Origin of the sequence: Billgrantia tianxiuensis (assembly GCF_009834345.1) — a bacterium.
GTDB lineage: Bacteria > Pseudomonadota > Gammaproteobacteria > Pseudomonadales > Halomonadaceae > Halomonas > Halomonas tianxiuensis.
In genome coordinates, this window is record NZ_CP035042.1 from 908,903 (window position 1) to 934,827 (window position 25,925).

32 protein-coding genes and 1 pseudogene are annotated in these 25,925 nt (G+C 64.7%); 18 read left to right on the forward strand and 15 right to left on the reverse strand.

Translation table 11 applies throughout. The features are described from left to right. Nucleotides 1–9: 9 nt before the first annotated feature. Together EKK97_RS04220 and EKK97_RS25625 are read right to left on the reverse strand one after the other, a co-directional pair. A complete protein-coding gene (locus tag EKK97_RS04220) occupies nt 10–519 on the reverse strand; it encodes an NAD(P)H-dependent oxidoreductase (RefSeq protein ID WP_340162923.1) in 510 nt (169 codons plus the stop codon). Further along, entirely contained in the window at nt 516–758 is a 243-nt protein-coding gene (locus EKK97_RS25625) for an NAD(P)H-dependent oxidoreductase (RefSeq protein WP_340162924.1), read from the reverse strand. Before EKK97_RS25625 ends, EKK97_RS04220 begins: the two co-directional genes overlap by 4 nt. 129 nt (nt 759–887) lie before the next feature. Here EKK97_RS25625 and EKK97_RS04225 point away from each other — a divergent pair. From EKK97_RS04225 to EKK97_RS04230, 3 genes and pseudogenes are all read left to right on the forward strand, one after another. Next, nucleotides 888–1,927 (forward strand): annotated as a pseudogene (locus tag EKK97_RS04225) (zinc-dependent alcohol dehydrogenase family protein). 38 nt (nt 1,928–1,965) lie between these two features. Continuing rightward, entirely contained in the window at nt 1,966–2,235 is a 270-nt protein-coding gene (locus tag EKK97_RS25630) for a helix-turn-helix domain-containing protein (RefSeq protein ID WP_340162925.1), read from the forward strand. Beyond that, nucleotides 2,222–2,839 carry a LysR substrate-binding domain-containing protein gene (locus EKK97_RS04230; RefSeq protein WP_340162926.1) on the forward strand — a complete coding sequence of 206 codons (618 nt, stop codon included), beginning with the start codon at nt 2,222–2,224 and terminating at the stop codon, nt 2,837–2,839. Before EKK97_RS25630 ends, EKK97_RS04230 begins: the two co-directional genes overlap by 14 nt. A 4-nt stretch (nt 2,840–2,843) precedes the next feature. On the opposite strand, the gene EKK97_RS04235 is transcribed toward EKK97_RS04230, so the two are convergent. Continuing rightward, nucleotides 2,844–3,326 (reverse strand): helix-turn-helix domain-containing protein, encoded by a 483-nt coding sequence (locus tag EKK97_RS04235; RefSeq protein ID WP_159549457.1) that lies wholly within the window; start codon nt 3,324–3,326, stop codon nt 2,844–2,846. Beyond that, nucleotides 3,293–3,655, reverse strand: a complete 363-nt coding sequence (locus EKK97_RS04240; protein ID WP_159549460.1) for an AraC family ligand binding domain-containing protein — start codon at nt 3,653–3,655, stop codon at nt 3,293–3,295. Before EKK97_RS04240 ends, EKK97_RS04235 begins: the two co-directional genes overlap by 34 nt. Nucleotides 3,656–3,749: 94 nt before the next feature. Here EKK97_RS04240 and EKK97_RS04245 point away from each other — a divergent pair, with 94 nt between their 5' ends. The 3 genes from EKK97_RS04245 (at nt 3,750) to EKK97_RS04255 (ending at nt 6,884) form a co-directional block, all read left to right on the forward strand. Further along, nucleotides 3,750–4,952, forward strand: a complete 1,203-nt coding sequence (locus EKK97_RS04245; RefSeq protein ID WP_159549463.1) for an MFS transporter — start codon at nt 3,750–3,752, stop codon at nt 4,950–4,952. A gap of 64 nt (nt 4,953–5,016) precedes the next feature. Then, entirely contained in the window at nt 5,017–5,820 is an 804-nt protein-coding gene (locus tag EKK97_RS04250) for an aminoglycoside adenylyltransferase family protein (RefSeq protein ID WP_159549466.1), read from the forward strand. 56 nt (nt 5,821–5,876) lie between these two features. Beyond that, nucleotides 5,877–6,884 (forward strand): zinc-dependent alcohol dehydrogenase family protein, encoded by a 1,008-nt coding sequence (locus EKK97_RS04255; protein ID WP_159549469.1) that lies wholly within the window; start codon nt 5,877–5,879, stop codon nt 6,882–6,884. Between the two features lie 139 nt (nt 6,885–7,023). Here the strand turns inward: EKK97_RS04255 and EKK97_RS04260 are convergent, their stop codons facing one another. Both EKK97_RS04260 and EKK97_RS23595 read right to left on the reverse strand, forming a co-directional pair. After that, on the reverse strand, nt 7,024–7,569 hold the full coding sequence (locus tag EKK97_RS04260; RefSeq protein ID WP_201297007.1) for an MmyB family transcriptional regulator: 546 nt from the start codon (nt 7,567–7,569) through the stop codon (nt 7,024–7,026). Further along, nucleotides 7,557–7,835 (reverse strand): helix-turn-helix domain-containing protein, encoded by a 279-nt coding sequence (locus EKK97_RS23595; RefSeq protein WP_201297008.1) that lies wholly within the window; start codon nt 7,833–7,835, stop codon nt 7,557–7,559. Before EKK97_RS23595 ends, EKK97_RS04260 begins: the two co-directional genes overlap by 13 nt. A 68-nt stretch (nt 7,836–7,903) precedes the next feature. Between EKK97_RS23595 and EKK97_RS04265 the strand changes: the two genes are divergently transcribed. Beyond that, nucleotides 7,904–8,272 (forward strand): DUF1330 domain-containing protein, encoded by a 369-nt coding sequence (locus EKK97_RS04265; RefSeq protein ID WP_234286601.1) that lies wholly within the window; start codon nt 7,904–7,906, stop codon nt 8,270–8,272. Nucleotides 8,273–8,430: 158 nt separating this feature from the next. Beyond that, nucleotides 8,431–8,868: an META domain-containing protein gene (locus EKK97_RS04270; RefSeq protein ID WP_159549472.1), complete on the forward strand. Its 438-nt coding sequence runs from the start codon at nt 8,431–8,433 to the stop codon at nt 8,866–8,868. A 76-nt stretch (nt 8,869–8,944) separates the two neighbouring features. On the opposite strand, the gene EKK97_RS04275 is transcribed toward EKK97_RS04270, so the two are convergent. After that, a complete protein-coding gene (locus tag EKK97_RS04275; protein WP_159549475.1) occupies nt 8,945–9,703 on the reverse strand; it encodes an alpha/beta fold hydrolase in 759 nt (252 codons plus the stop codon). An 82-nt stretch (nt 9,704–9,785) separates the two neighbouring features. Then, complete coding sequence (locus EKK97_RS04280; RefSeq protein ID WP_159549478.1) at nt 9,786–11,390, reverse strand: bifunctional AfsR/SARP family transcriptional regulator/alpha/beta hydrolase; 1,605 nt, start codon at nt 11,388–11,390, stop codon at nt 9,786–9,788. A gap of 211 nt (nt 11,391–11,601) precedes the next feature. Here EKK97_RS04280 and mddA point away from each other — a divergent pair, with 211 nt between their 5' ends. Continuing rightward, the gene (gene mddA / locus EKK97_RS04285; protein ID WP_159549481.1) at nt 11,602–12,372 is read left to right on the forward strand and encodes a methanethiol S-methyltransferase; all 771 of its coding nucleotides are present in this window, start codon (nt 11,602–11,604) and stop codon (nt 12,370–12,372) included. Here the strand turns inward: mddA and EKK97_RS04290 are convergent. Further along, on the reverse strand, nt 12,347–12,880 hold the full coding sequence (locus tag EKK97_RS04290; protein ID WP_159549484.1) for a GrpB family protein: 534 nt from the start codon (nt 12,878–12,880) through the stop codon (nt 12,347–12,349). The genes mddA and EKK97_RS04290 overlap by 26 nt on opposite strands. Continuing rightward, nucleotides 12,846–13,874, reverse strand: coding sequence for an AraC family transcriptional regulator (locus tag EKK97_RS04295; protein WP_159549487.1), 1,029 nt, complete (start codon nt 13,872–13,874; stop codon nt 12,846–12,848). Before EKK97_RS04295 ends, EKK97_RS04290 begins: the two co-directional genes overlap by 35 nt. A 192-nt stretch (nt 13,875–14,066) precedes the next feature. On the opposite strand from EKK97_RS04295, the gene EKK97_RS25305 reads away from it, so the two are divergent. The 9 genes from EKK97_RS25305 (at nt 14,067) to EKK97_RS04335 (ending at nt 23,120) form a co-directional block, all read left to right on the forward strand. Then, nucleotides 14,067–14,573, forward strand: coding sequence for an MFS transporter (locus tag EKK97_RS25305; RefSeq protein ID WP_277987334.1), 507 nt, complete (start codon nt 14,067–14,069; stop codon nt 14,571–14,573). Beyond that, nucleotides 14,480–15,199, forward strand: a complete 720-nt coding sequence (locus EKK97_RS04300) for an MFS transporter (protein ID WP_277987348.1) — start codon at nt 14,480–14,482, stop codon at nt 15,197–15,199. Before EKK97_RS25305 ends, EKK97_RS04300 begins: the two co-directional genes overlap by 94 nt. Before the next feature lie 232 nt (nt 15,200–15,431). After that, a complete protein-coding gene (locus EKK97_RS04305) occupies nt 15,432–17,414 on the forward strand; it encodes a type VI secretion system Vgr family protein (RefSeq protein ID WP_159549490.1) in 1,983 nt (660 codons plus the stop codon). Nucleotides 17,415–17,419: 5 nt separating this feature from the next. After that, the gene (locus EKK97_RS04310) at nt 17,420–18,793 is read left to right on the forward strand and encodes a DUF4123 domain-containing protein (RefSeq protein WP_159549493.1); all 1,374 of its coding nucleotides are present in this window, start codon (nt 17,420–17,422) and stop codon (nt 18,791–18,793) included. A gap of 19 nt (nt 18,794–18,812) precedes the next feature. After that, on the forward strand, nt 18,813–20,675 hold the full coding sequence (locus EKK97_RS04315) for a hypothetical protein (RefSeq protein ID WP_159549496.1): 1,863 nt from the start codon (nt 18,813–18,815) through the stop codon (nt 20,673–20,675). Then, nucleotides 20,660–21,691 (forward strand): hypothetical protein, encoded by a 1,032-nt coding sequence (locus tag EKK97_RS04320; protein WP_159549499.1) that lies wholly within the window; start codon nt 20,660–20,662, stop codon nt 21,689–21,691. Before EKK97_RS04315 ends, EKK97_RS04320 begins: the two co-directional genes overlap by 16 nt. Then, nucleotides 21,688–21,951 (forward strand): PAAR domain-containing protein, encoded by a 264-nt coding sequence (locus EKK97_RS04325; RefSeq protein WP_159549502.1) that lies wholly within the window; start codon nt 21,688–21,690, stop codon nt 21,949–21,951. Before EKK97_RS04320 ends, EKK97_RS04325 begins: the two co-directional genes overlap by 4 nt. Nucleotides 21,952–22,011: 60 nt before the next feature. Further along, on the forward strand, nt 22,012–22,797 hold the full coding sequence (locus tag EKK97_RS04330; protein ID WP_159549505.1) for a hypothetical protein: 786 nt from the start codon (nt 22,012–22,014) through the stop codon (nt 22,795–22,797). Nucleotides 22,798–22,916: 119 nt separating this feature from the next. Next, nucleotides 22,917–23,120, forward strand: coding sequence for a putative motility protein (locus tag EKK97_RS04335; protein ID WP_159549508.1), 204 nt, complete (start codon nt 22,917–22,919; stop codon nt 23,118–23,120). Here EKK97_RS04335 and EKK97_RS04340 read toward each other — a convergent pair. Genes EKK97_RS04340 through EKK97_RS04360 form a run of 5 tightly spaced genes read right to left on the reverse strand, consistent with a single transcriptional unit; the run spans nt 23,111 to nt 25,878 of the window. Beyond that, the gene (locus EKK97_RS04340; RefSeq protein ID WP_159555679.1) at nt 23,111–23,812 is read right to left on the reverse strand and encodes an aspartate/glutamate racemase family protein; all 702 of its coding nucleotides are present in this window, start codon (nt 23,810–23,812) and stop codon (nt 23,111–23,113) included. The two genes, EKK97_RS04335 and EKK97_RS04340, sit on opposite strands and share 10 nt — an antisense overlap. A 51-nt stretch (nt 23,813–23,863) precedes the next feature. Next, entirely contained in the window at nt 23,864–24,571 is a 708-nt protein-coding gene (locus EKK97_RS04345) for a DUF899 domain-containing protein (RefSeq protein WP_159549511.1), read from the reverse strand. Next, entirely contained in the window at nt 24,568–24,996 is a 429-nt protein-coding gene (locus tag EKK97_RS04350; protein ID WP_159549514.1) for a VOC family protein, read from the reverse strand. Before EKK97_RS04350 ends, EKK97_RS04345 begins: the two co-directional genes overlap by 4 nt. Further along, a complete protein-coding gene (locus tag EKK97_RS04355; RefSeq protein WP_159549517.1) occupies nt 24,969–25,520 on the reverse strand; it encodes an SRPBCC family protein in 552 nt (183 codons plus the stop codon). The genes EKK97_RS04350 and EKK97_RS04355 overlap by 28 nt, the downstream gene beginning before the upstream one ends. After that, nucleotides 25,513–25,878: an ArsR/SmtB family transcription factor gene (locus EKK97_RS04360; RefSeq protein ID WP_201297009.1), complete on the reverse strand. Its 366-nt coding sequence runs from the start codon at nt 25,876–25,878 to the stop codon at nt 25,513–25,515. The genes EKK97_RS04355 and EKK97_RS04360 overlap by 8 nt, the downstream gene beginning before the upstream one ends. Nucleotides 25,879–25,925 lie beyond the last annotated feature (47 nt).

The following is a 25,925-nucleotide window of genomic DNA, read 5'->3' on the forward strand; positions in this document are numbered from 1 at the left end:
GGGGATGAGTCAGAGCGCCCACGCTGCGGGATGCCCCGCCTTGAGCACGCCCTGCTCGTCCCAGTCGTCCCAGCCGGCGAAGGGGATCGGCGCCTCGCCGTCGAGCCCTTCCAGTCGCCGTGCCCAGGCGGCCTTCTCCGCTTCCAGGCGTTCACGAAATGCCGCCTCGTCCTGGTAGCTCAGCCCGCCGCCCTGCACCCCGTAGGTGACCTGGGGCGGCAGCACCTGTACCCCGAGGTAGTAGAGCGAGTAGTGGATCGGCCACAGCAGCGCCACGATATGGCCGCTGCGGCCATGCCGGGTGAAGGTCGGCGCCGGGGCGCCGGTGGTCACCGAGAGCATCACCCGCTTGTCGGGGAAACGGCCGCGGTCGTAGCGCATGCGGCCCGAATAGAGCCCACCGTAGACGAATACCCTATCGAACCAGCCCTTGAGCATGGCCGGCTGGGCGTGCCACCACAGCGGGAACTGCAGGATCACCAGGTCGGCGCGCTCCAGGCGTTCGATCTCACGCTTCACGTCGGTGGGCAGGGTGCCGCCTTCAAAAGCGCTGCGCTGCTCGGTGAGGGGAAGAATGTCTCGGGCTCGGCCCGTTCGACGTAGTGGCCAGGCCGCTCCAGCGGATCGAATCCCTCGGCGTAGAGATCCGAGACCTCGACACGGTAGCCTTGCCGCTGCAGAGTCTCGACGGCGACGTCCTTCAGGGCGCCATTGAACGAGCGCGGTTCGGGGTGGCAGAACACGATCAGGGCATGCATCTTGGGTCTCCGCTTCGCTGGCCTACGTGATGCGTGCCTTCAGGCTATGCTGTACGCTGACGAACCGACATTCCCAAAATATGACAGCCGACTTTGCATGACTGAACATCCCGCCAGAGAGGATCTTGCATGAAAGCCGTGGTCTACGAGGCCTTTTCCGCTCCGCCGCAAATCCAGCACGTTCCCGATCCGACGCCGGAAGCACACGGCGTGGTGGTCAAGGTGATGGCGACGGGCGTGTGCCGCAGCGACTGGCACGGTTGGATGGGCCACGACCCCGACATACGGCTCCCTCACGTGCCGGGGCACGAACTGGCGGGCATCGTCGAGGCGGTGGGCAAGGACGTGACGCAATGGCGAGTGGGCGATCGCGTCACGGTGCCCTTCGTCGGCGGCTGCGGCAGCTGCCCCGAGTGCTACTCGGGTAACCACCAGGTCTGCGACAGCCAGTTCCAGCCCGGATTCACTCACTGGGGCTCCTTTGCCCAATACGTCGGCATCCACCAGGCGGACATCAACCTGGTGGCCTTGCCGGAGACGCTGGACTTCGCCACGGCGGCCAGCCTGGGCTGTCGTTTCGTGACCTCGTTTCGCGCCGTGGTCGACCAGGGCAAGGCGTCTGCGGCCAGTGGGTCGCGGTGCACGGCTGCGGCGGTGTCGGCCTCTCCGCGATCATGATCGCCAATGCCGTGGGCGCCAACGTGGTGGCCGTCGATATCTCTGCCGAGAAGCTCCAGTTGGCCCGCGAGCTGGGCGCGGTGGCCACCGTGAACGCAACCGATGTGGCAGACGTCGCCGAGGCGGTCATCGAGGTGACGCGGGGCGGTGCCCACGTGTCGCTGGATGCGCTGGGGCACCCCACTACCTGTTTCAACTCGATCAGCAATTTGCGCAAGCGCGGCAAGCACGTTCAGGTCGGGCTCATGCTGGCCGATCACAGCACGCCGGCCATTCCGATGAGCAAGGTGATCGCCAACGAGCTCGAGATTCTGGGCAGCCACGGCATGCAGGCCTATCGCTACGGCGCCATGCTCGACATGATCCAGACCGGGAAGCTGGCGCCCGAGAAGCTGGTTGGCCAAAGGATCGACCTGGAACAGTCGATCAAGGCGCTGACGAGCATGGACGAGTTCCAGGGTGTTGGCGTAACCGTGGTCACCGAATTCTGAGACGGGAAACTGCCAGGCCGTGCTGATGGGGGCGGATCGTGAATGAGCAGTCGCTGCACTGGGACGACCTACGCGTGGTACAGGCCATCGCCGAGGCGGGGTCGCTGTCCGGCGCCGGGCGGCGGCTGGGGGCCAGCCACGCCACGGTGTTCCGCCGGCTGAACGCCATCGAGCGGCGCCTGGGCGTGGCGCTGTTCGAGCGCTCGCGCACGGGCTACGCACCGACCCCGGCGGGGAGGACCTGGCGGCGACCGCCGCTCGCGTGGAGACCGAGGTGCTGGGGCGGAGCGGCGCGTGGTGGGGCGTGACCTGCGCCTCTCCGGCACCATCCGCGTGACCACCACCGATACGCTGCTGATGGGGCTGCTGTCGCCGATCTTTGCCGACTTCCAGCGTACGCATCCCGAGATCGTGCTCGAGGTGGCGGTCTCCAATCAGCTGTTCAATCTCTCCCAGCGCGATGCCGACGTGGCGGTGCGGCCCTCGCCCACGCCACCCGAGCATCTGGTGGGGCGGCGGATCGGCACCATCGCCCAGGCCATTTACGCCCGTTCCGATGGCGCCGCCGATGCCTGGGTCGGGCCGGATCGCCATCTGGGCTATGCCGCGCTCGACGCCTGGATGGCCAAGCAAGGAGCGAATGCGTGCTGCCGCTATCGCGTCGACACCATGTTCGGCATGCTGGCCGCCGCCCGCGACGGGCTGGGCCGTGCCGTGCTGCCCAGCTATCTCGCCGATGCCGAACCGACCCTTACGCGACTCGGCGAGCCGATCCCCGAGCTCGCCACCGACCTGTGGCTGCTGACTCACCCCGACCTGCGCCGGGTGGCGCGCATCCGTGCCTTCATGGCCTTCGTGGCCGAGGTGCTGGTCGCCGACGAGCGCTTGCAGCAATCTCACGGCATGGAATAGCGACTCAACCGCCACCGGCCTGGCGGGAAAAGTAGCGCCCGGGGCTGACGCCGAGGCTGCGGCGAAAGGCGGCGATGAAGGCGCTCGGCGATTCGTAACCGACCTCCTGAGACACGGCCGTGACCGGGCGCCCTTCCGCTAGCATGGGCAGGGCGGCGAGCAGGCGGGCCTGCTGACGCCAAGCGGCGAAGCCCATGCCGGTCTGCGCCTGGAAGCGCCGTGCCAGGGTGCGTGGCGAGGCACCGACCGTGCGGCCCCAGGTGGCCAGGTTGTCCCGGTTGGCCGGGTCGTCGCGCAGGGCGGCGCAGATCCGCTGCAGCGCGGGGTCGTCGGGCTCGGGGAGGTGCAGCGGCAAGGTGGGCCCCTCGTGCAGCTCATCCAGCAGCACCGCGACCAAGCGTGCTCCGGCACCGTGGGCGGTCGCCTCGGCCGGCAGCTCCATCAAGCGCAGTATCAGCTCGCGCAGCAGCGGCGAGACGTTGACCACGCGCGGCTGGGTTGGTAACCCGGTAGGCGCTCGTCGAGATAGAGCGTGCGCAGCTTCACGGCCCGATGCATCAGCAGGGCATGCTCCAGGCGAGCCGGTATCCATACCGCGAGCTGGGGCGGCACCACCCACCATCCCGCCGGGGTCGAGACCGTCATCACGCCGTGGGTGGCGAAGACGAGCTGAGTGCGCAGATGATGATGGCGGCCGGTATCCCAGCCGGCAGGATAGTCGCAGGCATAGGGCTGTACCGGACCCGAGGCGCTCTCGATGCGCCGCTGCAGGGCTTCACGTGAGAGGGGCAGGGAGTGGGCCAGAGTGTTAAGCATGTTGTCCGTTATGCGATATATCTTGTCAGAATGGCGAGAGAAGTCGCCTCGACTCCAGTTTAGCCTGAAAGTCCGGCAATCCTGGAGTCTGGTCATGAGCGGCAATCGCGTTCGGTTACTGTTCCTCAATGTGGGGCACGCCTATGCCCACTATTTCATGCTGATCCATCCCACCGTGGCGGTGGCGCTCGAGAGTCGCGGTCAGGGCGATTACGGTGCGCTGCTGTTGCCGGCCACGGCGGGCTTCGTTGCCTTTGCCGCCTTCACCCTGCCGGCGGGCTGGCTGGGCGACCGCTGGAGCCGGCACGGCATGATGGCCGTGATGTTCCTGGGGCTCGGCGCGGCTTCCCTGCTCACCGCTTTCGCCAGCAGCCCCTTCCAGATGGCGGCCGGGCTGTTCCTCATGGGCAGCTTCGCGGCGATCTATCATCCCGTCGGCATCGCCCTGGTCGCGGAGAGCGGCGAAGGGGTTGGCCAGGCGCTGGGCGTGAACGGCGTGTGGGGCAACATGGGCGTCGCGGCGGCGCCGCTGGTGACCGGAGCGCTCACGGGCATGTTCGGCTGGCAGGCGGCCTTCCTGATTCCCGGCGCGTTGTGCCTGGCGAGCGGTATCGCCTACCTGATGCTGGTACCGGCCGAACGCGGTAAGCGTGAGGCGTCCGCTGCCGCCGCCGAACCCCCGGCAGCGGTGCCGACCGCGGTGGCGCTGCCGGGCCGAATCCTCGCCTACCTGGTCATCACGGCGCTGATGGGCGGGCTCGTGTTTGCGGCCACCACCGTGGTGCTGCCCAAGGTCATGGAGGACGCCTTCAACGGTGGCGGGAATGGCCTGGTCAGCGCTGCCGGCCTGGCATCGATGGTCTTTGCCTGCGCCTCCGTGGCGCAACTCGTCACCGGCAGGGCCGTGGACAGGGTCTCGCCGCGGCAATTGATGCTGTTGCTGGCGCTGTTGCAGGTGCCGCTGTTCCTGCTGATGGGGCAAGCTGGGCAGTGGTGGGTCGTGGCGTTGTCGCTGGGGCTGATGATAACGGTGTTCGGCGTCATTCCCGTGCAGGACGCCATCGTGGCGCGCCATACCGCAAGCGACTGGCGAGCACGGGTCTATGCCGTAAAGTACGTGCTGTCGCTGGGCGTCGGTGCCCTGGCCGTGCCGATCGTGGCCTGGGGGTACGATCCGGCCAGCGGCTTCGTCCGTCTCTACCTGCTGCTGGCCGCCTGTGCCGTCGGCGTGGCGCTGGCCGCGCTGCTGCTGCCGGCCCGGCGCTACGCGCAGGCGGCTCTGGGCGATAGCCAGTAACATTGAGGGCAACAGAGTGTGCACGGGCGGTTCGGCGTGGCGCATCAGGAAAATGGAGGACACGATGAAGCTCTCTTCCCGGGCGACCGAACGGCCGCTACCCAAGGAGGCCGTGGCCGCCTTCGACATCATCGTTCGCGAGCTGGGCGGGAGCGTGGTCGGCGTCTATCTGTTCGGCTCGGCGCTCACCGGCGGCCTGCGCCCCAATAGCGATGTGGACGTGCTGGCAATCGTCGGCCGGCCGCCCGAGGAGCCGGTGCGTCGGCGCCTGGTCGAGGCGCTGATGCGGGTCTCCGGTAGCCCGGCAGACGACGGCTCGCCCCGGCCGTTGGAGGTGACGGTGCTGTGCCGGCAGGCGCTGGTGCCGTGGCGCTACCCACCGAGGAGTGAGCTGGTCTACGGCGAATGGTTGCGGGACGAGTTCGAGCAGGGCCGCATTCCGCCGGCGACTACCGATCCCGACCTGGCCGTGGTGCTGACCACCGCCAGGCAGGCGAGCCTGGCCCTGTGCGGGCCGGAACTCGCGGAGCTGATCGCGCCGATCCCTGAGGCGGACCTGCGACGGGCGATCGTCGATTCGCTGCCCGGCCTGATCGATGGCTTGCCGGGCGACGAGCGCAACGTGCTGCTGACCCTGGCACGAATGTGGATGACCCTCGAGACGGGAGAGATCGCGCCCAAGGATGTGGCCGCCGCCTGGGTGCTGGAACGCCTGCCCCCCGAGCACCAGGCCATGATGGCGCTGGCGCGGCGCGGTTATCTTGATGGGGACGGCGACGACTGGCCACAGCGTATGCCCCAGGTGGAAGCGCTGGCGGCCTATCTGCGGCGCGCCATTGCTTGCGCTTCCTCCGGCATGATGGACTAGTCTCTTGGCACTCTCAGTAAATGCCAAAGGCAGTGAAAAGATAGAGGAGTGCCGAGATGAAAGTGGTAACCCTGAAGAGCCCCGGCGGGCTGGACCAGCTGCAAGTCGTCGAGCGGGAGGCACCCGGTGAGCCGGGACCGGGCGAGATCCTAGTGCGCGTGCATGCCAGTTCGCTCAACTTCCATGACTACGGCGTGGTGTCCGGCAAGATGCCGACCGAGGATGGTCGCATTCCCATGTCCGACGGCGCAGGCGTGGTCGAGGCGGTGGGCGAGGGCGTCGAGGCGTTCGCCGTGGGCGATGCGGTGGTCTCGACCTTCTTCCCCTACTGGCTCGACGGCCCTGCGCGGGTCGGCGATTTCAAGACCACGCCCGGCGACGGTGTCGACGGCTACGCGCGCGAGCAGGTCATTCGCCCGGCCACCTGGTTCACCCACGCGCCGAAGGGCTACAGCCACGAGGAGGCCGCCACGCTGACCACCGCGGGCCTCACCGCCTGGCGCGCGCTGGTGGTGGACGGCCACCTCAAGGCCGGCGATACCATCCTCACGCTGGGTACCGGCGGCGTTTCCATCTTCGCCCTGCAGTTCGCCAAGGCCATGGGGGCGCGGGTGATCTCCACCTCGTCCTCCGACGAGAAGATCGAACGGCTCAAGCAGCTCGGCGCCGATCACACCCTCAACTACAAGGCCGAGCCGGAGTGGGGCAAGAAGGTGAAGGCGCTGACCGACGGCCAGGGCGTCGACCATGTGATCGAGGTCGGTGGGCCGGGTACGCTGCCGCAGTCCATCGACGCCGTGCGCATCGGCGGTCATATCTCGCTGATCGGCGTGTTGACCGGGCGTGGGGGCGAGGTACCCACCGCCAAGCTGATGGCCAAGCAGGCGCGCCTGCAGGGACTGATCGTCGGCAGCCGCATCCACCAGCAGGAGATGGTGCGTGGCATCGAGGCCAGCGGCGTACGCCCGATCATCGACAGCACCTTCAAGCTCGAGGAGATCGCCGACGCCTTCCGCCACGAGGAGGCGGGGCGTCACTTCGGCAAGATCTGCCTGTCGTTCTAGGCTATGCCTGAAAACTGTCTGCGCTTGGCCATACGGCGTTAAAAATCAGCTCAAAGTACTCATTTACACCCCGTAAACTCCGTCTTCTCGCTGATTTTTGCCTTGTCTGACCTTCGCTCGCCGACTTTTCAGACACAGCCTAGCCAGGTGAGGAGGCCGCCGCCAGCTGCTGCAGCGCGTCCTGGGTGGCGGCATCCGCCGGGAAGAACGACTCGATGGCGAGTTCCTCCAGGGTGATGTCGAGCGGTGTGCCGAACACCGTGGTGGTACTCAACAGCGACAGCACGCGGCCATCCGGCATGGCCAGCTCCAGCGGCACGACGATGCCGCCGTGGCGCGACGGCGCGCTGGTCAGGTGGGGGCGAGCGCCGGCCGGCACCGGATAACCCTTCAGCTCCTCGGCGAGTTCGATGAGCGCCGGGTCGGCGGTCGTCTCGGCCTGACGCGCCAGTCGCTCGAGAATATGGGCGCGCCATTCGCGGAAATTGCCGATGCGCGATGCGAGCCCCTGAGGATGCAGGGTGAGCCGCAGCACGTTGACCGGCGGCTTCAGCAGTTCGGCGTCGATGCCATCGAGCAGCGCCTCGAGCGGCCGATTGGCCATCAGCAGGTGCCAGTGGCGGTCGACGGCCAGCGCCGGGTAGGGGGCATGGCTCGCCAGCAGCCGCTCGATCACGCCGCGCACCGCACCCAGCTCGGGGCGTCGATGCCGCGTTCGCCGAAGGCCGGGGCGAAACCGGCGGCGAGCAGCAGCCGGTTGCGCTCGCGCAGGGGAACGCCCAGTTGCTCCGCCAGGCGCAGCAGCATCTCCCGGCTTGGCACGGCGCGTCCGGATTCGACGAAGCTGAGGTGGCGCTGGGAGACGTCGGCCTCGGTGGCGAGCGCGAGCTGGCTCAGCCGCCGCCGCTGGCGCCACTCCTTCAACAGCTGCCCGGGGGTAGGGGAATTCATGGTCATGGCACCAGATTAGCGCCAAGCGATATGCCTGGCTATTACCTCGCAGGTAATCGCCAGGCCGCATGAGCGGGGCCAAGCTGTCGAGGCAAACCCACTACTGGAGCAACGCCATGACCGCCTACGCCATCGCCCGCTTGCAGGATGTCTCCATGGGCCCTGAGATCGTCGAGTACCTGGAGAAGATCGATGCCACCCTCTCGCCTTATGGCGGCCGCTACCTGATCCACGGCGGCCCTACCGAGGTGCTGGAGGGCAGCTGGCAGGGCGACACGATCATGCTCGGCTTCCCCAGCCTGGAACAGGCCCGGGCCTGGTATCGCTCCGAGGCCTACCGGCGCATCCTGCCGCTGCGCACCGCCAATGCCGTGGGCGACGTCATTCTGGTGGAAGGCGTCGAGGAAGGACACCGGGGCATCGACATTCTTGGTTAGATACTCCAGGCGGTATTAGCCTGGCCTTTGGCCGAGGGCGCGAAATCCCCGGTATCTGCGTAATTCAGGCTGGCTATTCGCCGCGGCTTCTCCGACATTACGGCACATGGAGCCCGCCGTGCCGGCGGGAGTCGAGACTGCTTGCCGAGGGAACGAGAATGAAAAAGCGCTTTGCCATCTTGTTGAGTTCACTGGCCATCGTGCTGATGGGCTGTACCGCCATGGAGGGTTCGATGACACACGACGAGTCGCTGGTGAACACCTACTGGAAGCTGACCCAGGTCGGCGATGTCACGCCCGTAGCGGTGGACAACCAGCGCGAGGCGCATTTCGTACTGCACACCGAGGAGAACCGCGTGGCGGGCTCCACCGGATGCAACCGCCTGGCAGGCAACTATCGGCTGGAAAGTAATGCCCTTCACTTCGGCCCCCTGATCACCACGCGCATGGCCTGCCTGCAAGGCGGCGAAACCGAGCGGGCCTTCCTGGCCGCGCTGGAAGCGACGGCGACCTGGCAGGTCGAAGGCCAGACGCTGACCCTGCGCGATGCGTCAGGCACCGCCGTGGCGCAGTTCGAGGCGGTGCATCTCAACTAATCAGCCCGGTCTCTAAGCAGCCCTTCTCGTCTGCCTGTACCTACCATTCCGCTCCAAGGGGCGAAAGAGGCCGAAGTCATACATGATCCTTACTGGGTTGCAAAAGCTCGAGGAAGGCGGGGGTTAGCCTGGCGGGCTTGAAGAAGGCCTGAGTGTGATCGGCGTCTTCGATTCTTACCAACTGGGCTTCCGGCAGCTCATGGGCAAAGCGCTCCACCTGCGGCAGGAGTGGGTCGTGGGTACCCGCGAAGAGCAGGCAAGGGCAGCGTAGCTGGTCCCAAGGCCCTTTGAGCGCAGGCCGGTCGTGTGCCACGGCGGCGGCAAGCGCTTGTGGGTCATTGGCGCGAATTCGCTGCATGGTGCTATCCGGTATGCGGCCTCCCGCAGCCTGCTGCACGAGCTTGGCCCAGCCGTCCATGCCGTGGGCGATACCGCGTCGGTAAGGGCTCATGTCCTGGCCATAGGGATGGATGCCGCCAAGGGTAAGGCTGAGAAGCCTGTGCGGTGCTGCCTGGGCCAGGCCCAGGCCGATCCAGCCGCCCATCGAGTAGCCGAGAAAATGGACTCGTTCGAGCCCAAGCGTGTCGATGACGGTCAGCACATCGTCGACGCGGTGGCTGAGGTCGTAGGCGTCGGGAGCGTGCGGCTTGTCGCTGAGACCATGGCCCCGCGCATCGATCATGATCAGACGAAAATGGCGTCCTAGCCGTTTCACCCAGCCAGCTTCGTACCAGCCGGAAATGCTGTCGCTGAAGCCATGCTGAAGCACCAGAGGCGGACCCTCTCCCAACTGCTGGAAGTGGATCTTGACTTGGCGGTTGACGAGATAGGGCATCGGGGCTCTCCATTCCACTTGTTGGGCCATTCCACATAATGGAACTGAGAAGAGTGCAGCCGTTGCGTCCTCTGAGCGTCCCTCAAGAGTGGCGGAGAGAAGCCAGAAACTCATCCAGGTGGCGCAGGATGTCGCGGGTATCGCCGACCCACCACCAGTGGTCCTCGCCGGGAAGCTCCACCCACTGGGCATGGGGCATCTGGCGGGCAAGGAATCGCCCATGTTCGACCGGTACCGCCTTGTCGCCGTGCCGATGAAGTATCAACGTGGGGCAGTCGATCCTGGCAAGCAGGGGCCGCACGTCGATTGACTTCAGCGCCTCGAAGACCTGTTTCACCGTACGCGGACTGGCCGCAAGGCGCAGGGCCCGTGCCCACCAGGCGCGTCGCTCGACATCGAGTGCCCAGCCGGGGGCGAAGCTCTCGATACAGGCAGGGCCGCCCCAGTCGTTGATCAAGGCCTCGACCTGGGCATCGTAGCGCTCGGGGGGGTAGCCCCAAGGGTAGTCGGGCGTGCGCAGGGCTCGCGCCAGGGTGCCGTAGAGAACCAAAGCCGTGACCCGTTCCGGTGTAGTCGCCGTCAGGGTGAGGGCTGTCGGGCCACCTTCGGAAACACCCAGCAGCACGACCCGTTCGATGCTCTCGGCATCGAGAATGGCCAGCAGGTCCCGTGCCGTATGCTGCGGCGTTGCGGCATAGTCGATACGATCGGACAGGCCCACGCCGCGCTTGTCGAAGCACACCACCCTGGCCATGTGGCCGAGCGCCTGCATGAAGCGGGCGAGTTCCGGCTGGTCCCAATAAAAATCGAGATGCGATACGAAGCCTGGCAGGACTACCAGCGTCAGCGGACCCTCTCCATACAGTCGGTAGGCGACATGGACCCCGTCGCTGACTACGTATCTGACTGGCGTCGGTTCGCTCGTTGGCACGCTCGCCGTGGGATATACACCATCGGCGATGGTCCGTCGCAGGCTTTCAGTGCTCTTCTGGGGAGAGATCCCCAGCTCTCGCATTAGCGTGACGCGGCATTCATCGTACACGCAGAGGGCCGCAGCCGGGTGTCCGGCTTCGGCGTGGAGCCGCATCAATAGCCGATGTGTCGGCTCGTGAAGAGAATCGAGCGTCAGCCTTCGCTGTGCGTAGGCGAGTGCCGCCTCGTAATCGTTGCCAGCGGCTGCCGCCTGCGCCAGTTGCGTCAGGGCTTCACCGAATCCTTGGCGCAGCTCCTCGCATACCCGAGCCTGCCAATCGGCAAAATCCTGGCACTCGGGAAGCGTGAACCCGAGCAGAAAGTCGTCGCGGTAAAGTGAACTCGCCTGGTGGAGTTCCGCCATTGTCTGCCCGGCAGGGGCCCGGCTAGAGTGTCGTTCGAGCAGCGATTGAAAGACGACGACGTCGGTCGATGCCACCACAGCGGGTGCCAGGGCGACGGTTTCCGAGGTCGTGACGAACAGATCGATACCGAGCTGGCGCTGCAAGCGGTGCAGGGTGCGACGCAGGCTGGCTCGGCCCTCTCCGGAGGGGGCCTCGGGCCACAGCAATTCCGCCAGCAGGTCGCGACCGACAGGCTTGCCGGCCATGGCCAGATAGGCTGCCAGAGCCAGCCCCTTGCGCAGCTTGAGAGGAAGGGAATGGCCGCCGTGCTCAAGCCGGGGATAGCCAAACAGGAACAGCTTCAGCGACACACGGGTATCTCCATCGCAGACAGCCGAAGTGGGTCGGCTCCCAGTGGACGCACAGGCGACGCCGACCGGGCAAGCTGGCGCCGAGTCATGAGTGGCAGGCAAGGATGGCGGGGTGCGCCGCACCTCATCTTGATTCTATCAGCTAACAGCCTGAGCACGATTCGACTCCCAACCTTACCGATGCCAACCCCCATGGGTTCAGGAGATGACGATGCGCTGGGTAACGATGCTCTATGCCGTAGTGGCCTATCTAGTGTTCTGGCTATGTAGCGCCTATTTGATCGGCTTTACCGCCGATATCCTCGTGCCAAGGACAGTGAACCATGGCCCTGTCAGCGGGATAGGTCAGGCGTTACTGATCAATGCAAGTCTGATGCTGATGTTCGGTGTACAGCACTCCATCATGGCGCGCCAAGGCTTCAAGCGCTGGTGCCGAGCCTGGATACCGGCACCAATGGAGCGCAGCACCTACGTGTTGTTGTCATCTCTCATGTTGGGCTTGCTCTACTGGGGCTGGCGGCCCTTGCCCCTTACCTTGTGGTGGGTGGAGGGCGGCCTTGCCGTGGCGCTCTGGTGCCTGTTCGTGCTGGGTTGGGTGCTGGTCGTGTACGCCACCTTTCTGATCAGTCATGGAGAACTGTTGGGTATCAGCCAGGCCTATCGCCGTCTGCGTGGCAGAGCACCCTGCGAGATTGGCTTTCACACCCCAGGGCTGCATCGATTGGTGCGTCATCCCCTCATGTCGGGGCTGTTGCTGGCTTTCTGGTCGACGCCTCACATGACAGTTGGCCATTTCTTCTTCGCGGCAGGCATGAGCCTCTACATTCTGATCGGCATTCACTTCGAAGAGCGTAGCCTGGTGCGGGCCTTTGGCGATCACTACCGGGCCTATCAGGCAACGACTCCCATGCTGATTCCCAGCTTGAGGCCGCTGTATCGCGCCGTTGCGTCTTGCTTCATGAAGCGCAAACGCAGCGTATGAACTCCCCCTTGGCCCGGGTATAGGCTTCGCGATCCGTGCCGTGACGCAAAGCCAACTCGCGCTTGAGGGCGGCATAGCGCTCGGCCAGCGCCGCATCGGTGCGCAGGGCGTCGCGAAAGGCTAGGCGCTTGCGCCACAGCTTGCCGTCGTAAGCCACTACGTGCAGGTGGTGGGTGCGTCGGCCATTGGCATGGCGCATGAACCAGCGGCGGTCGGTCAGGCCGGCGTTGAACTCGACCGAGGTCACGTAGCCGTGATCGAGAATGGGCTCGAACAGGAAATCGGCCACGGCCATGGAGGCGACCCCGGCCATGACGTCGATAATGGGCTTGGCCGGCATGCCGGGAATGGCGGTGCTGCCGATATGCTGCACCTCGATCAGCGCGGCGGGGAAGCGCTCCAGCAGACGCTTGCGCTCGGCCTTGAAGCGTGCCGGCCAGGCGGGGTCGTACTCCGCCAGGTGCACCGGTTCATCAATGGCCCGCTGTAGCGACTGGGCTTCGTTCATGGGGGCTCCTGGCGGCGGGTTCGTACGGGGGCGCATCCGTTCTGGCCTCGTGTTGCTGGCGCAAGGCACCGGGCGGATGGCCGTGGATACGCTTGAAGGCGCGGCTGAAGGCGGCCGCACTGCCGTAGCCCAGGCGGTAGGCCACGCTTTCGATCGGTTGCCGCTCCCGGCCGATCCACTGGGCCGCCAGGCGCATGCGCAGCTCGGTCACGTAACGATGCGGTGTCATGCCCGTTACCGCCAGGAAGCGCTCGGCGAACACCGAGCGCGAGCTGCCCATCTCGGCGGCGAGTTCCGCCACCGTCCAGTTGCGCCCCGGCTCGCGATGCAGCGCGGCGATGACGCGCCCCAGGCGCGGATCGCGCAGCGCCTCGATCCAACCGCTGGCATCGCCACAGCCGCACTCCACCCAGCCGCGCACGATGAAGGCGGCCATCACGTCGGCGAGCCGCGCCAGGATAGCGGCATAGCCCGCCCGTTCACTTCTCGCCTCGCGCTCCATTGCCTCGAGCATGGGCAGTATCTCGGGCTGGCGCTCGAGCAGGGTGCCGACGTACATCACCTCGGGCATCAGCGAAACGAGGGCGTGCATGCTGCCCAAGTCGAACTCCATACAGCCGCTGAAGGTCAGGGCGCCGTCGAGGGTGCAATTCTTCGGGCAGGCGCGAATCGCGCTGACCGCCTCGCACAGCCTGGCGCTTTCGAAGGCGGTGACGTCCTGGGCCGGCTGGTCAGGGGAGGAGAGCAGGGCATGAGGGCCGCCCCGCGGCAGCAATAGGGCATCGCCCGTCGAGAGGGTATGAACGCTGCCGCTGGGGCTGCGCAAGTAGACGGGGCCACGTGCGACGAAGTGGAACTGGGCCCAGCCCGCGGCCGTGCCGAACTCGACCCCCAGCGGGGGCGAAAGTTGGATACGACGATAGGCGATGCCGCGCAGGCGCATCCCGAGCAGCAGCTCGCTGACCAGATCGCTGGGCAGTTCCGGTTTTGGCATCCTGTGCTCCTGTTACTGTAGGCATTCATCAGTTTCGGATGAATGATCAAGCATTCGAGAGCTTCTAGCATAGATCGTCCGGGTTGATCGCTCTAGTCTTCTCGTTCCTGACGAACGCTTCTCTAGGAAAGGAGAACGAACGATGAACGAGTTGGCACAGCGGGCCAGGCCCGCTTGGGGGCAGTCATCTCGATGGCCCTTGGCGTATTCGGGCTGGTCACGGCGGAGTTCCTGCCCGCCAGCCTGCTCACACCCATGGCGGCGGACCTGGGCGTGACCGAAGGCATGGCGGGCCAGGCGGTCACGGTTACCGCGGCGGTGGCACTGCTGACCAGCCTGCTGATCTCCACCGCCACCCGCCGCATCGACCGGCGCCATGTGCTGCTGGGCTTCTCGATGCTGCTGGTGGCCTCGAACCTGATGGTGGCGTTTGCCCCCAATCTGACGGTACTGCTGATCGGGCGCGTGCTGTTGGGGATGGCGCTGGGTGGATTCTGGACCATGTCGATCGCCACCATGATGCGCCTGGTGCCCGAGGATCTGGTACCGCGGGGCTGTCGATCATGTTCAGCGGAGTATCCGCGGCGACCATCGCTGCGGCGCCGCTGGGAAGCTACTTCGGCGACCTGCTCGGCTGGCGCGACGTGTTCCGCATGGCAGCACTGTTGGGCTTGCTGGCGCTGGCGGTGCAGTTCATGACGCTGCCGCGCATGGCACCCAGCGGCCTGACCCGCTTGCGCACCCTGTTCGACGTGCTGATGCGGCCGCGGGTGGGCCTGGGCATGCTGGCCGCGGCCCTGGTCTTCACCGGCCACTTCGCCTTCTTTACCTACATTCGGCCATTCCTCGAGACCGTAACCGGCGTTGGTGTCAGCGGCGTGGCCACCATCCTGTTGGGCTTCGGCGTGGCCAACTTCCTTGGCAACTACCTGGGTGGCTGGATGGTCGAGCGCAGCCTGCGCCTGACCATGATCGCGATGCCGCTGTTGATGGGCTCGCTCGGGGTGGCACTGGTAGTGCTGCAAAGTACGCCGGCTACGGACGCTGCGCTGGTGGCAGTGTGGGGGCTGGCCTTCGGCGCCATTCCGGTGGCGTGGTCGACCTGGCTCACCCGCACGGTGCCCGACGAGGCCGAGAGCGCCAGTGGTCTCTTGGTGGCCGCCATCAACCTGGCGATCGCCACCGGGGCGGCTGCGGGGGGACTTATCTTCGACCTGGGCGGAGCCCTCAATGTGTTCGCCGCCAGCGGTGCGGTGCTGCTGCTGGCCGCGCTGATGATCCTGATGGGCGTAAGGACACGGCCACTGGCTACTGCCGGAACCTGAAAACCGTTTCAACAGGAACACTGGCTGGATGAGTGCGGCCCGCTTCGGCGGGCTGCATCCTGTCAATAGCCAATGTCGTCGCCTTTTTGTCCGCCATGGCTTACAAATCCATCAGAGAAAAGCGACAGAAGCCTCCGGGAGGGGATGGTATTTTTCTCATTCACTAAAGAAACCCCTAATGCAGCGTCGGGCGGACACGCGACGCCCAGCAACATCGACGTAGGGAGGCGTCATGGCGCACGCAACCGGACTGCAGTTCACCCTGGCCCTGCCCGGCGTCGACGAGGTGGCGGTAGTCGACTTCATCCATCGCGAAACGCTCTCCAAACCGTTCGAGCTGACGCTCAATCTGGCGAGCCGCAACGGTGATCTGGACGCCACCGAGCTGCTCGACCGCGAGGCCTGTCTCACGATCTGGCAGGATGGCGAGCCGCTGCGCCGGATCCAGGGGGTGATCAGCGAGTTCGGCCGTGGCGATCGCGGCCATCGCCGCACCTTCTATTCGCTGGTGCTGCGTCCCGCCCTGTGGCGCCTCTCGCTGCGCCAGAATTCGCGCATCTTTCAGCAGACTTCGCCGCTTGCCATCATCGAGACCCTGTGCGAGGAACGCGGCCTGCGCGATATCGCCTTCGCGGTGACCCGCGAACCCGAGGTTCGGGAGTTCTGCGTGCAATATCGGGAGCGGGACCTGGATTTCATCGAGCGCCTGGCCGCCGAAGAGGGGCTGTTCTATTTCCACGAGTTTCATGACGGCGGGCATCGGCTGGTGTTCGCCGATGCGCCCCACGTGCTCGGCGACCTCGGGCCGCGTACCTACCACAGCCGTGCCGGCGGCACTGCGCCCGCCCGGCACGTGCGCCAGCTGCGTCAGCTGGCCCGGGTCGCGCCCGCCTCGGTCACGCTCAAGGACTACTCGTTCAAGAACCCGGCCTACGGACAACTGCACGACCACGCCGCACGCGATCTAGAAGCTCACGGTCAGCGCGACGACTACGAACACTACGACTATCCCGGCCGCTACAAGCAGGACGCCTCCGGTCAGCCCTTCACCCGCATACGCCTCGAGTCGCTGCGCCACGAGGCGCTCACGGCCGAGGCCGAGAGCGACCTGCCCGAACTCGCGCCCGGCCTGCGCTTCGACCTCACCGACCACGATGCCGAGAGCCTCAACCGCAACTGGCAACTGGTCTCGGTCACCCACTACGGCAAGCAGCCCCAGGCCTTGGAGGAGGACGGTATCGTCCTGAACGGCGAGCAAGGGGCGGCCGACGACGCGGGTGGCATGACGCGCTACCACAACGAACTGGTGCTGACTCCCGGCGACGTGGCCTGGCGCCCCGAGCCCAACCCCAAGCCGCGGGTCGACGGCCCCCAGATCGGCTTCGTGGTCGGGCCGGCGGGGGAAGAGATCTACTGTGACGAGTATGGCCGGGTCAAGGTGCAGTTCCCCTGGGACCGCGACGCCGCGCCCGATGACACCGCCAGCGCCTGGATCCGGGTCGCCCAGGGCTGGGCCGGCAGCGGCTACGGCAGCATGGCGATTCCCAGGATCGGCCATGAGGTGGTGATCAGCTTCCTCGAGGGCGATCCGGATCAGCCGCTGATCACCGGGCGTACCTACCACGCGACGAACCTGCCGCCTTATCCGCTGCCCGTCCACAAGACCCGTACCACGATCAAGACCCAGACGCACCAGGGCGAAGGCAGCAACGAACTGACCTTCGAAGACCAGGCCGGCGAGGAATTCATCTACGTGCACGCCCAGAAGAACCTGGAGCTGCACGTCGAGAACTCGCGCCAGAAGCGTGTGGAGTACGACGACAGCGCCACCATCGGCCATGACTCCCACCTCGCCGTGGCCAACGACCGCATCGAAACCATCGAGGGCAACCGCGAGGTCACCGTCGGCGCCAATCTCAGCGAGAAGATCGACGGCGAACGCGGCCTGCGCGTCGGCAGCAGCTTCCAGACCCATGCCGGCGGCGACATCACCCTCAAGGCCGACGGCGAGATCGTGCTCGACGCCGCGAAGATCACCCTCGTCGCGGGCGGCGCGGCACTGGTCGTCGCGGGCGGTCGCGTCGACGTCACGCCGCATATCAATGTCGGCTCGGCCTCCCCGGGGGCCGCCGCCCTGCCGCCCATTCCCGCCGTGCTGGAAGCGGCCGCCGGAGAAGGCAGTCCTTTCGTCTCCCACTGCCCGCTGCAGGGCTAAGCCCCATGTCGTCCCACGACTACTGGACGGGGCGCTGCCACCTGCGCGCCGGCTCGCCCACGGCGAGACGCTGGGAGGCCGATGCCGACGAGGCCATGGTCACCGTGGTGGTACGGGCCGAATCGGAAGCGGATATGCGCGCCCGATTGCTCGCAACGCTCGCCGCCGAAGGCCTGACGCTGGTCCGCCTCGACGCAGTGCAGACCCTGCTGCAGCGCTTTCGTCGCGAAGGCACCTCCTACACGCTGCAGAGACTGGCAGACGCGATCTCACCGCGCACCCCGGTGGCCTTCGGCGAGATGCTCCCGCTGCTGCCGGAAGCGGCAGCGCCGGCCGAGGAACCCGGCCCGCCGCCGCCCCCGGTCCGCTACGACGAGATTACCTGGCCCGATCTTTTCACTTCCACCACCCCCACCTCGCCACCGCTGTGGGCGGTGATCGACGGCGTCAACTGTCGCGACGTCATGCAGCGGCTCGCCAGTGCCGAGGTCCAGAGCGCCTGCCTCTACGCCACCACCGATGCCGCCACCCGCGCCATCGCGCCCTGGCTGGTGCGGCTCGAAGCCGACAGCGAGATCCGCCACTGGCTGCAAAGCCTGCCCCAGGACCAGCACTGGGGCATCCTGTTGCAATCCCACGCCACCCTGAAGCAGCTGCGCAGCCACCTGCGCAAGTTCACCATGCTGTGGATCCCGGCCAACGACCAGGCCCCGGTCTACTTCCGCTTCTACGACCCGCGCGTGGCGCTGGACATGGCCCAGGCGCTGGCCCCCTGGAAACTGGCCGCCTTCATGGCCCCGCTGGAAACGCTCATCGTCGGTCTCTCGCCGCTGATGACCGTCCCCGACACGGCCAACCTCCGCGATCCGCCCCACTTCGCCGCCACGCCCCAGGAAGTACAGGGACGGCTGCTGCGGCTGGCGCTGAGCGACGCAGCAACGGAGCGCGACCGCGAGGCCAACGCCATCACCCCTGGCCGCAGCTTCGCCATCGATCCCACCGAGTTCGCCCGCTTCGGCGCCCTGCAGAAGACCCGGGCGCAGCGCAAGCTGGCCAGGGAACTCATGGAACCCTACGCCGAGACGCCGCTGGCAGACCTCCTGGCGGCGGTCGAGGCGGCAGAAAGAATAGGTCAGCGCCATGGGATGACTTCGGGAAAACAGGTGGCAACGTTAGCCAAGTGCGTGCTGGAGTTCGGCCAGGATTTTCTCCACGAATATCGAGATGCCCAGGGCATTCTGAACCACCCCGGCAAGCTCCCATGGCAGAAGCGCAAGCTCATGGAAGAGTGGATTCCGCGTGGCCGTATTCGGCGTGACTTCCTGAAACAGCAAGCACAAACCCGCGTGACACTTGGCGCCTGGGTCGAGTCGCCCTAGCAGGCAGAGGAAAATCGGAATGAGCTACACACCCACCGCAGAAGATCTCGCCTATATCCTTGCCTCGGATGGAGAGCGCTTCAGCGCCCACGACCGCCGCTTGCTGGAGAACGAGATCGGCAAGGCCTTCCAGCGCAGGAGCGACAACGGCGCAAGTAACCTGGAAAGCCCCGTCATGAGAAATTGGGCCAATAGGTGGGTCGAGCAGGGTGGTAATGGTGGGCAGCCGCTCGCCAGAAGCCCCATCCCACCGGAACCGGGTAGCGATCCCACCCTCGATCCGGATTTCGCAGCGGCCTGCGTCGAATGCCAGTCCAACGAGCCCTGCTGTCTCATCTCGGGGAGCATATCCGACAGCACCGATAGCACTCGCAAGATTACCTGGCCACCGGCAATGGCCGAGTCAGACGAGCAAAGCACCACAGCCACTACACTCTTGGTCATTGCCAAGGAGGTAGAAGACATGCACCTGCTCTCCAAGGTGCAAGTCGAATGGGAAGGACAGCGCTGCCAGGTCGGGCATTATGATCGCCCCAGGATGAATACGACGGGCCTGACCAATGGGCGAAGCCGTATCGAAGAGCAGCAGGTGGAAGTGGCCACAGGTTACGAGCAAATGCTCAACGTTAGCCTGGCATTGCGCAACTATGTGCCAGAGAATGTGCTGCATGCGCTATTTGCCATGGATGCCGTGCTAGCCATTGCCTCGGCTGTGAGGGGAAGACAGGGCGCCAGCTTCACACCCTTCCAGTGCCTTTCGGATGCCTCGATGGGAGTGCCATGCCAGGTCATTCCGCTGCCCTATGCCAAGCTGGATGGAAAACTGGAGTTGGCCACCCGTATCAGCTTCACCACGGCTGGGGTTTCCGCTTCCGCAGAGGCCAAGGGAACGCTCACCGGGCAGTACGGTGCCGACGAGCTGACGGCCGAAGGCAGCGCCGGCGGCTCCGCCAACACCGGCCAGGCAGTCGATAGCGGCAGCGAAGCCCCGGGGCTCGTGGGCACCATGGCCAGTATCATCGAGAGGATGGATCACTATGTTTCCGTGGGCAATAGGCAACGGCAGGAACTGGATCGCACCCAGTACGCCTCCGGTATTCAGCTCAGCAAGTCGTTGACCTTCGAACCGAAGGGCTTCGAGCTGACCGCCGTCACAGGGTCTCCTGATCTGCAACTTGCCATCTCCAGCCTTGAATCGACGCTCAGCATCGGGGTATCGGGCAAGCTCGACTTCATTGATGCTCTGGCTATGACCTTTAGTGGCCCTGGAGCAAATGCCATCCGCGAAGCTCGGGCACGTATGGCGGCAGGTGAGCACATCACCGGGAAATTGGATGCCTACCTTGAAATGGCCGCCACGGGCAGCCTGCAGCATACGATCGATAGCGGAGCGAGCATTACGATTCCGGCCAATGGCAATCTGGAAGCGGCCTATGCCGGTATTCAGCAGCAGTTTGGCGGTGAACTCAAGATCAACGGCAAAGCCGAGATCGCCATCGAAGTCGAAGCCCAAGTTTGGGTCTTCAGCGCAAAGGCCGGGGCTAGCGGCTCGCTGCATACCGCCTGGATCTGGGCCATGCGCATGCATGAGGGCGAGCGCCAGCGCCGCTACGAATTCGAGGGCGTCGTGTTGACGCTAACCGCTTATGCAGAGGCCAAGTGGGAAAATGATCACGATAACGTCAAACAGGCGGGCCCTGAACTTAGTGGAGAATTCGGAGGCCAGGCTCAGGCGGGCGATCTTTTCGAACAGGTGGGACGGCATATCGGTTCATCACAAGCGGCGGCTGAGAGGATGGCACAGGAGCGGCCGGATGCACCCACTAGCGGCACGAATTATTCCATATGGAGCCCTGAGGTAATTGAATGGCAAGCTTACTGAGGTTGTTAAGTGTCACACTTCTGACCATGATCGTTTGGCAAGGATCGGCAATGGCTAATAATTTCGAGTATCGATATAACGCCTATATACATACCGTGGGTTCCGCTTGGTCCTTGAGGGTCAATGATATCTTCGTGCGCGATAACGCCAAGGTGGCGTATGCCGACTACTCCCCCAATGTCGGCTTGAACCTCAGGCAGGGAAAAAATACGCTCTCCTTGCTTTTCTCCCCAGTGACTGGGCAGGATCCTGACACGGGGGAGTATCACTATGAACTGCATGATGGCGTGGCGATCGATATCGCGATCGAGCGATATCTATGGACGACCCAGGAGCGGGAACGCATTCACCCTATTCGCATCCGCTATAACGAGGCGGAAGGCAAGTTCGAGCAACTTGAATTCACTGCCGGCGGTGAGGAGCGCGTGCTTGAGCAGCCGCACCTACGTAGCAATGGGCGCATGCAGCTCTCCGAATTCGACAACATCATCTTCGGTGGTGGATGGACACTCGATGGCTATCGTCTGGATATCACCTTTACCGTCGATGATCCGATCCCGGCCTTTCACTGGGAGCGTGAAGCCGTCGTGCTGGAGGATACTCCCGAGCTGCGCCGTGAGCTGCGCGATGCCTATCGGCATATTCATGGCTTGATTTCACGTAACGATACGGAAGCGCTCTTTCATGAGGTAGAGCCGGTCTGGGAGCGTACGGCTTATATGCTGACAGAAAGAAACTCTGCGCGTGACTTTGTGGACAATGCCAGCCAAGGGTTGGAAAAATTTGAGCGAATCCGACCGGACGGTGCAGTATTGCAACCCTTATATTGGGGAGATGATCCTCAAGAAGATCAGGTGGAGTTTCTTGATAACGGTCGTCTAGTGAGAATCCAGCCCCATCCCATCCTTTGGGAGCATCCTCCGGCTGGTAGTGAGCGTTTCGCCAGTTTTCCAGTGGTCTTCTACAAGACTCGCAATGGTGAGTGGCGGGTGGCGGACGTGGCGACAAATATATGAAACCCATCGCACGCAAAGGCGATCTGCATCGCTGCCCCATCCCTGGCCACGGCGTCACGGAAATCGTCTCGGGCTCGCCCTCTCAAGTCGAGGGCCAGCCCGTGGCCCGGGTGGGCGACAAGACCGGCTGCGGGGCCACCATCATCGAAGGAGCGAGTAGTTCCACCACCGATGGCAGGCCCACGGCTTATCTTGGCTGCAAGACGGATCATGGTGGCGAGATCATCACCGCCTCGGGGAAGGCAAAGGTGCAGCCGTAGTCGTCTCTGTCCAACGACTGCGTGAGACTAGCAACGATGCCCAGAAGAGAGGAAGCACGAATGCGGCGGCGCAATCGAGGCGTTTCACGCGAATGGACTCCGAGTGAACTGGCCTTGCTCGAGTGCCATTACCTGGACATGACGTGGCGTGAGCTACAGGCACGCCACTTTCCTCATCGCACCTCTACAGCGCTTCAGGCCATGGCCCATAAGTTGGGGCTGAAAAAACGGGTGGTCCCGATCACGGAGAAGCAGCCTTGGACCGAGGAAGAGCTGCTCGTGGTGATCCAGCACTTTCCCGCACTCAAGGCACCGGAGATTCGGCGCCGCTTTCTGCCACACCGTACCGTCATCGCCATCCGCCATGTGGCCAAGAGATTCGGTCTGAAGGCCTTCTCGACAGAGCGATGGGCCGAACGGGAACTGGCAATTCTACGGCGCGACTTTCCTCAAGGCGGTGTTTCGCAGGTAAAGCGGGCATTGCCTCATCGTTCTGTCGAGGCCATCAAGCAGCGAGCCAAAGCAGAAAGCCTGAGCTATATGCCCCAAGGCGATGGCGATAAAGGGGATAGATGGAGTGCCGAGGAGCTTCAACGCCTTGAGGAACACCGACACTTGCCGGCCGAGGAGCTGGCCAGGCTATTCCCACACCGGCCCAAACGAGCCGTCATCAACAAGCGCTACAAGCTGCGTTGGGCACCAGTTCAACAATGGTCGAAGGCCGAGCTGCAACGTTTGTCCGAGAACCTGGATGCCCCTTTGGAAGTCTTGTGCCAGCTATTCCCTGATCGTCCGCGGGAGGGCATAAGAATCAAGCGGGGTCGCTTGCGTCGAGGTGGCCGTTGAGCGGCCTGACGCTCAAGAAATAGGAACCAGTGAGAGTTAGGGTGGGCTGCGTTTTTGCCTTCGCCTTCGTTAGCTGTTAGCGTGGCTTAACAGAAGAAGTAAAAATAGGAGCAAGCCATATGGATTCAGCCGTCAACGCCATCGTGGGCCAGGCCTTGGTCATGCAGCAGGCCCAAGCCGCACAGCAGGTGCAGCTCGAGGTCTACAAGGATGCCCTGGACATGCAGAAGGATCAGGTTGCCGCCCTGATGTCTTCAGCTTCGGTGGCACCGCAGCTGGCCAATGAGGGGATGGTGGGTACGCAGATCAACACTTACGCTTGATCCTCCAACGCCCACTTCACTGCCTCTTCGGCGTGTATGGCCGTGGTGTCGTAGAGCGGCACCTCGGTATGGCCCTGCTGCACCAGCAGGGCGATTTCGGTACAGCCGAGGATCACCGCCTCGGCGCCGCTCTCGCGTAGCGACTCGATGATCTCCAGGTAGCGCTGACGCGACGCCTCCTTTACCTGCCCCAGGCACAGTTCGGTGTAGATCACTTCGTGCACCAGATCGCGCTGAGCCTCGTCGGGCACCAGCACCTCGATGCCGAAGCCTTCGGCGATCCGCCCCTTGTAGAAGTCCTGCTCCATGGTGAAGCGGGTGCCAAGCAGGCCGACGCGACGAATGCCGTCATCGGCCAGCCGCTGTGCCGTGGCATCGGCGATATGCAGCAACGGGATCGAGACCGCCTCGGCCACCTGCGGCGCGACCTTGTGCATGGTGTTGGTGCCGATCAGAAGGAAGTCCGCGCCGCCGGCTTCCACGCGGCGGGCGGCTTGGCACAGGATCTCGGCGGTGGCGTCCCAGTCGCCGGCGTGCTGCAACCGCTCGATCTCGGCGAAGTCGACGCTGTACAGACACAGCTTGGCCGAGTGAAATCCGCCCAGGGCGGCCTTCACCCCTTCGTTGAGCGCACGGTAGTAGCTGACGGTGGATTCCCAGCTCATGCCGCCGAGCAGGCCGATGGTCTTCATGGTCATGGTTTCCCTCTGTTGTCGTTGTTTCCTGGCTCGCCGTACGCGTGGTCACGTCTCGTATTCGTCGTGACGCCGGTTCCACACGTAGGGTGGCGTTTGCGGCCAGCCGGGGGGCGAGTCCTCCCAGGTTTCCTGACGGCCGTAGGGCGTCAGGTCCAGGTAGGTCCATAGGCTGCCCAGGTACTCCACGCCGCGCTTGCCGCTGAAGTAGGTACGATACACCCGCTCGCCGTCGCGCAGAAAAACGCTGATACCATGCCGTTCGCCGCGGTCGGTGTCGGGGGCGTCGCAGTGGCAGCTCGTCACGCCCATGTCCTGGTTGAAACGGCTATTCAGCGACGAGTACCACGTCGGGTGCTGCCAGCCCATACGCGCCTGGTAGCGTATGAGCTTCTCCCGTGGCGCCCGGGAGACCAGCACCAGGGTGGTATCGCGGGCGTTCAGGTGGGCGGGGTGGGTCATGGCGTCCACCACCCAGGAGCAGCCGTCGCAGCCGGCCTCCCAGTCGGGCCCGAACATGAAATGGTAGACGATCAACTGACGGCGCCCCTCGAACAGGTCGAGCAGGGTGACTTCGCCCTGAGGCCCGTCGAAGAGGTAATCGGTGCGCACCTCGGTCATCGGCAAACGGCGCCGCGCGGCATTGAGCCTGTCGCGCTCACGCGTATGGGCCTTTTCACGAGCGAGCTGTTCCTCCAGAGCGCTGCGCCACGCCTCTTCGGAGACGATGAGAGGCAGGGCGGTAGACCGGCTCATGGTGTTTCTCCGCTCAGGCCAGGTTGAGTTGTCCCCAGATTGAGCTGCCAGGAGACGCCGAAGCGGTCGTTGAGCCAGGCGAAACGCGTGCTGAAACCGTAGTCGTCCGCCGGCATCAGTATTTGGCCCTGTTCCGACAGCTGTTCGAGCAGGCGCTCGAACTCTTCGCGGTTTACGCATTCGACGAACAGCGATATCGAGGGCGTAAAGCTGAAGAGGTGCTGGATATGGCTGTCGATGCAGGTATAGCGTCGCCCGGCCAGGGTGAATTCGGCTTGCTTGACACTGCCTTCCCGGCCCGGCTCCTCGGGGCCGTAGCGCTCGAGCCGGACGATTTCGGAATCGTCGAACAGCGAGACGTAGAAGCGCATGGCCTGCTCGGCATTGCCTTCGAACATCAGCTGCGGGGTGATGTGATGCGGCATCGGTACTCCTCCTCCAGGCGTTCGAACGTGGGCCAGAAGGGGACGGGGCGCTCACCCTGCAGCACGTTCTCGAGAATGGCGAGATGGGTATGCCAGCCGCTGGCCACGGTGATCCGGGTATCGTCATCGGCGAGGCGGCGGTGCGTCACGACCAGGCGCACCTGGTCGCCGGCCTCGCTGAGTTCGAAGGTCACCTCCGAAGGGGCTTCGTTGCCGCCGCCCCAGGTCCAGGCAAGCAAGTGCGGCGGTTCGCAGCGCAACACCTGATGCTGTGTGGTGAAGCTGCGGTCGTACTGGCGAAAGCGCTCGGAGGGAGGCGTCTTGTCGGGCGTGAGCCCCGTGTTGCGGAAGTGCAGGGCGAAAGAGGTGCCCTGGCGCATTTCCATGGCGCCGGGAGCCAGCCACAGGCCGCGCTTGTCGGATTCGGTCAGGAAGGCCCAGACCCGCTCGATGGGCCCCGGCAGCAGGCGCTCGAAGCGGATGCTGTCTTCGGCGATATTCTCGCCATAGCCGCTGTCATCCATCTTGCCTCTCTCCCTTCGTCGATTCGCCATCGGAAGCGGCCTTGAGCGCCGCTTCCAGAGCGTTCAGGCGTTGGCTCCAGAACCCTTCGTAGAAGCTTAGCCACTGTTCCGCTTCGGCCAGCGGCTCCGGCCGCAGCCTGCAGAAGTGGGCGCGACCTTCGATGCGCCGTTCCACTAGCCCGGCTTGCTCGAGCACACGTACGTGCTTGGAGACGGCGGCCAGCGAGATGGGGAACGGCTCGGCCAGCTCGCCGATCTTGCGCTCACCGGCCGCCAGCCGTTCGAGCAGGGCGCGTCGGGTCGGATCGGCCAGGGCGTGAAAGACCTGGTCCAGATGCGTTTCGTCATATTCAACCATATGGTTGATATAGGCGTGACGAACATCATTGTCAACCTTTTGGTTGA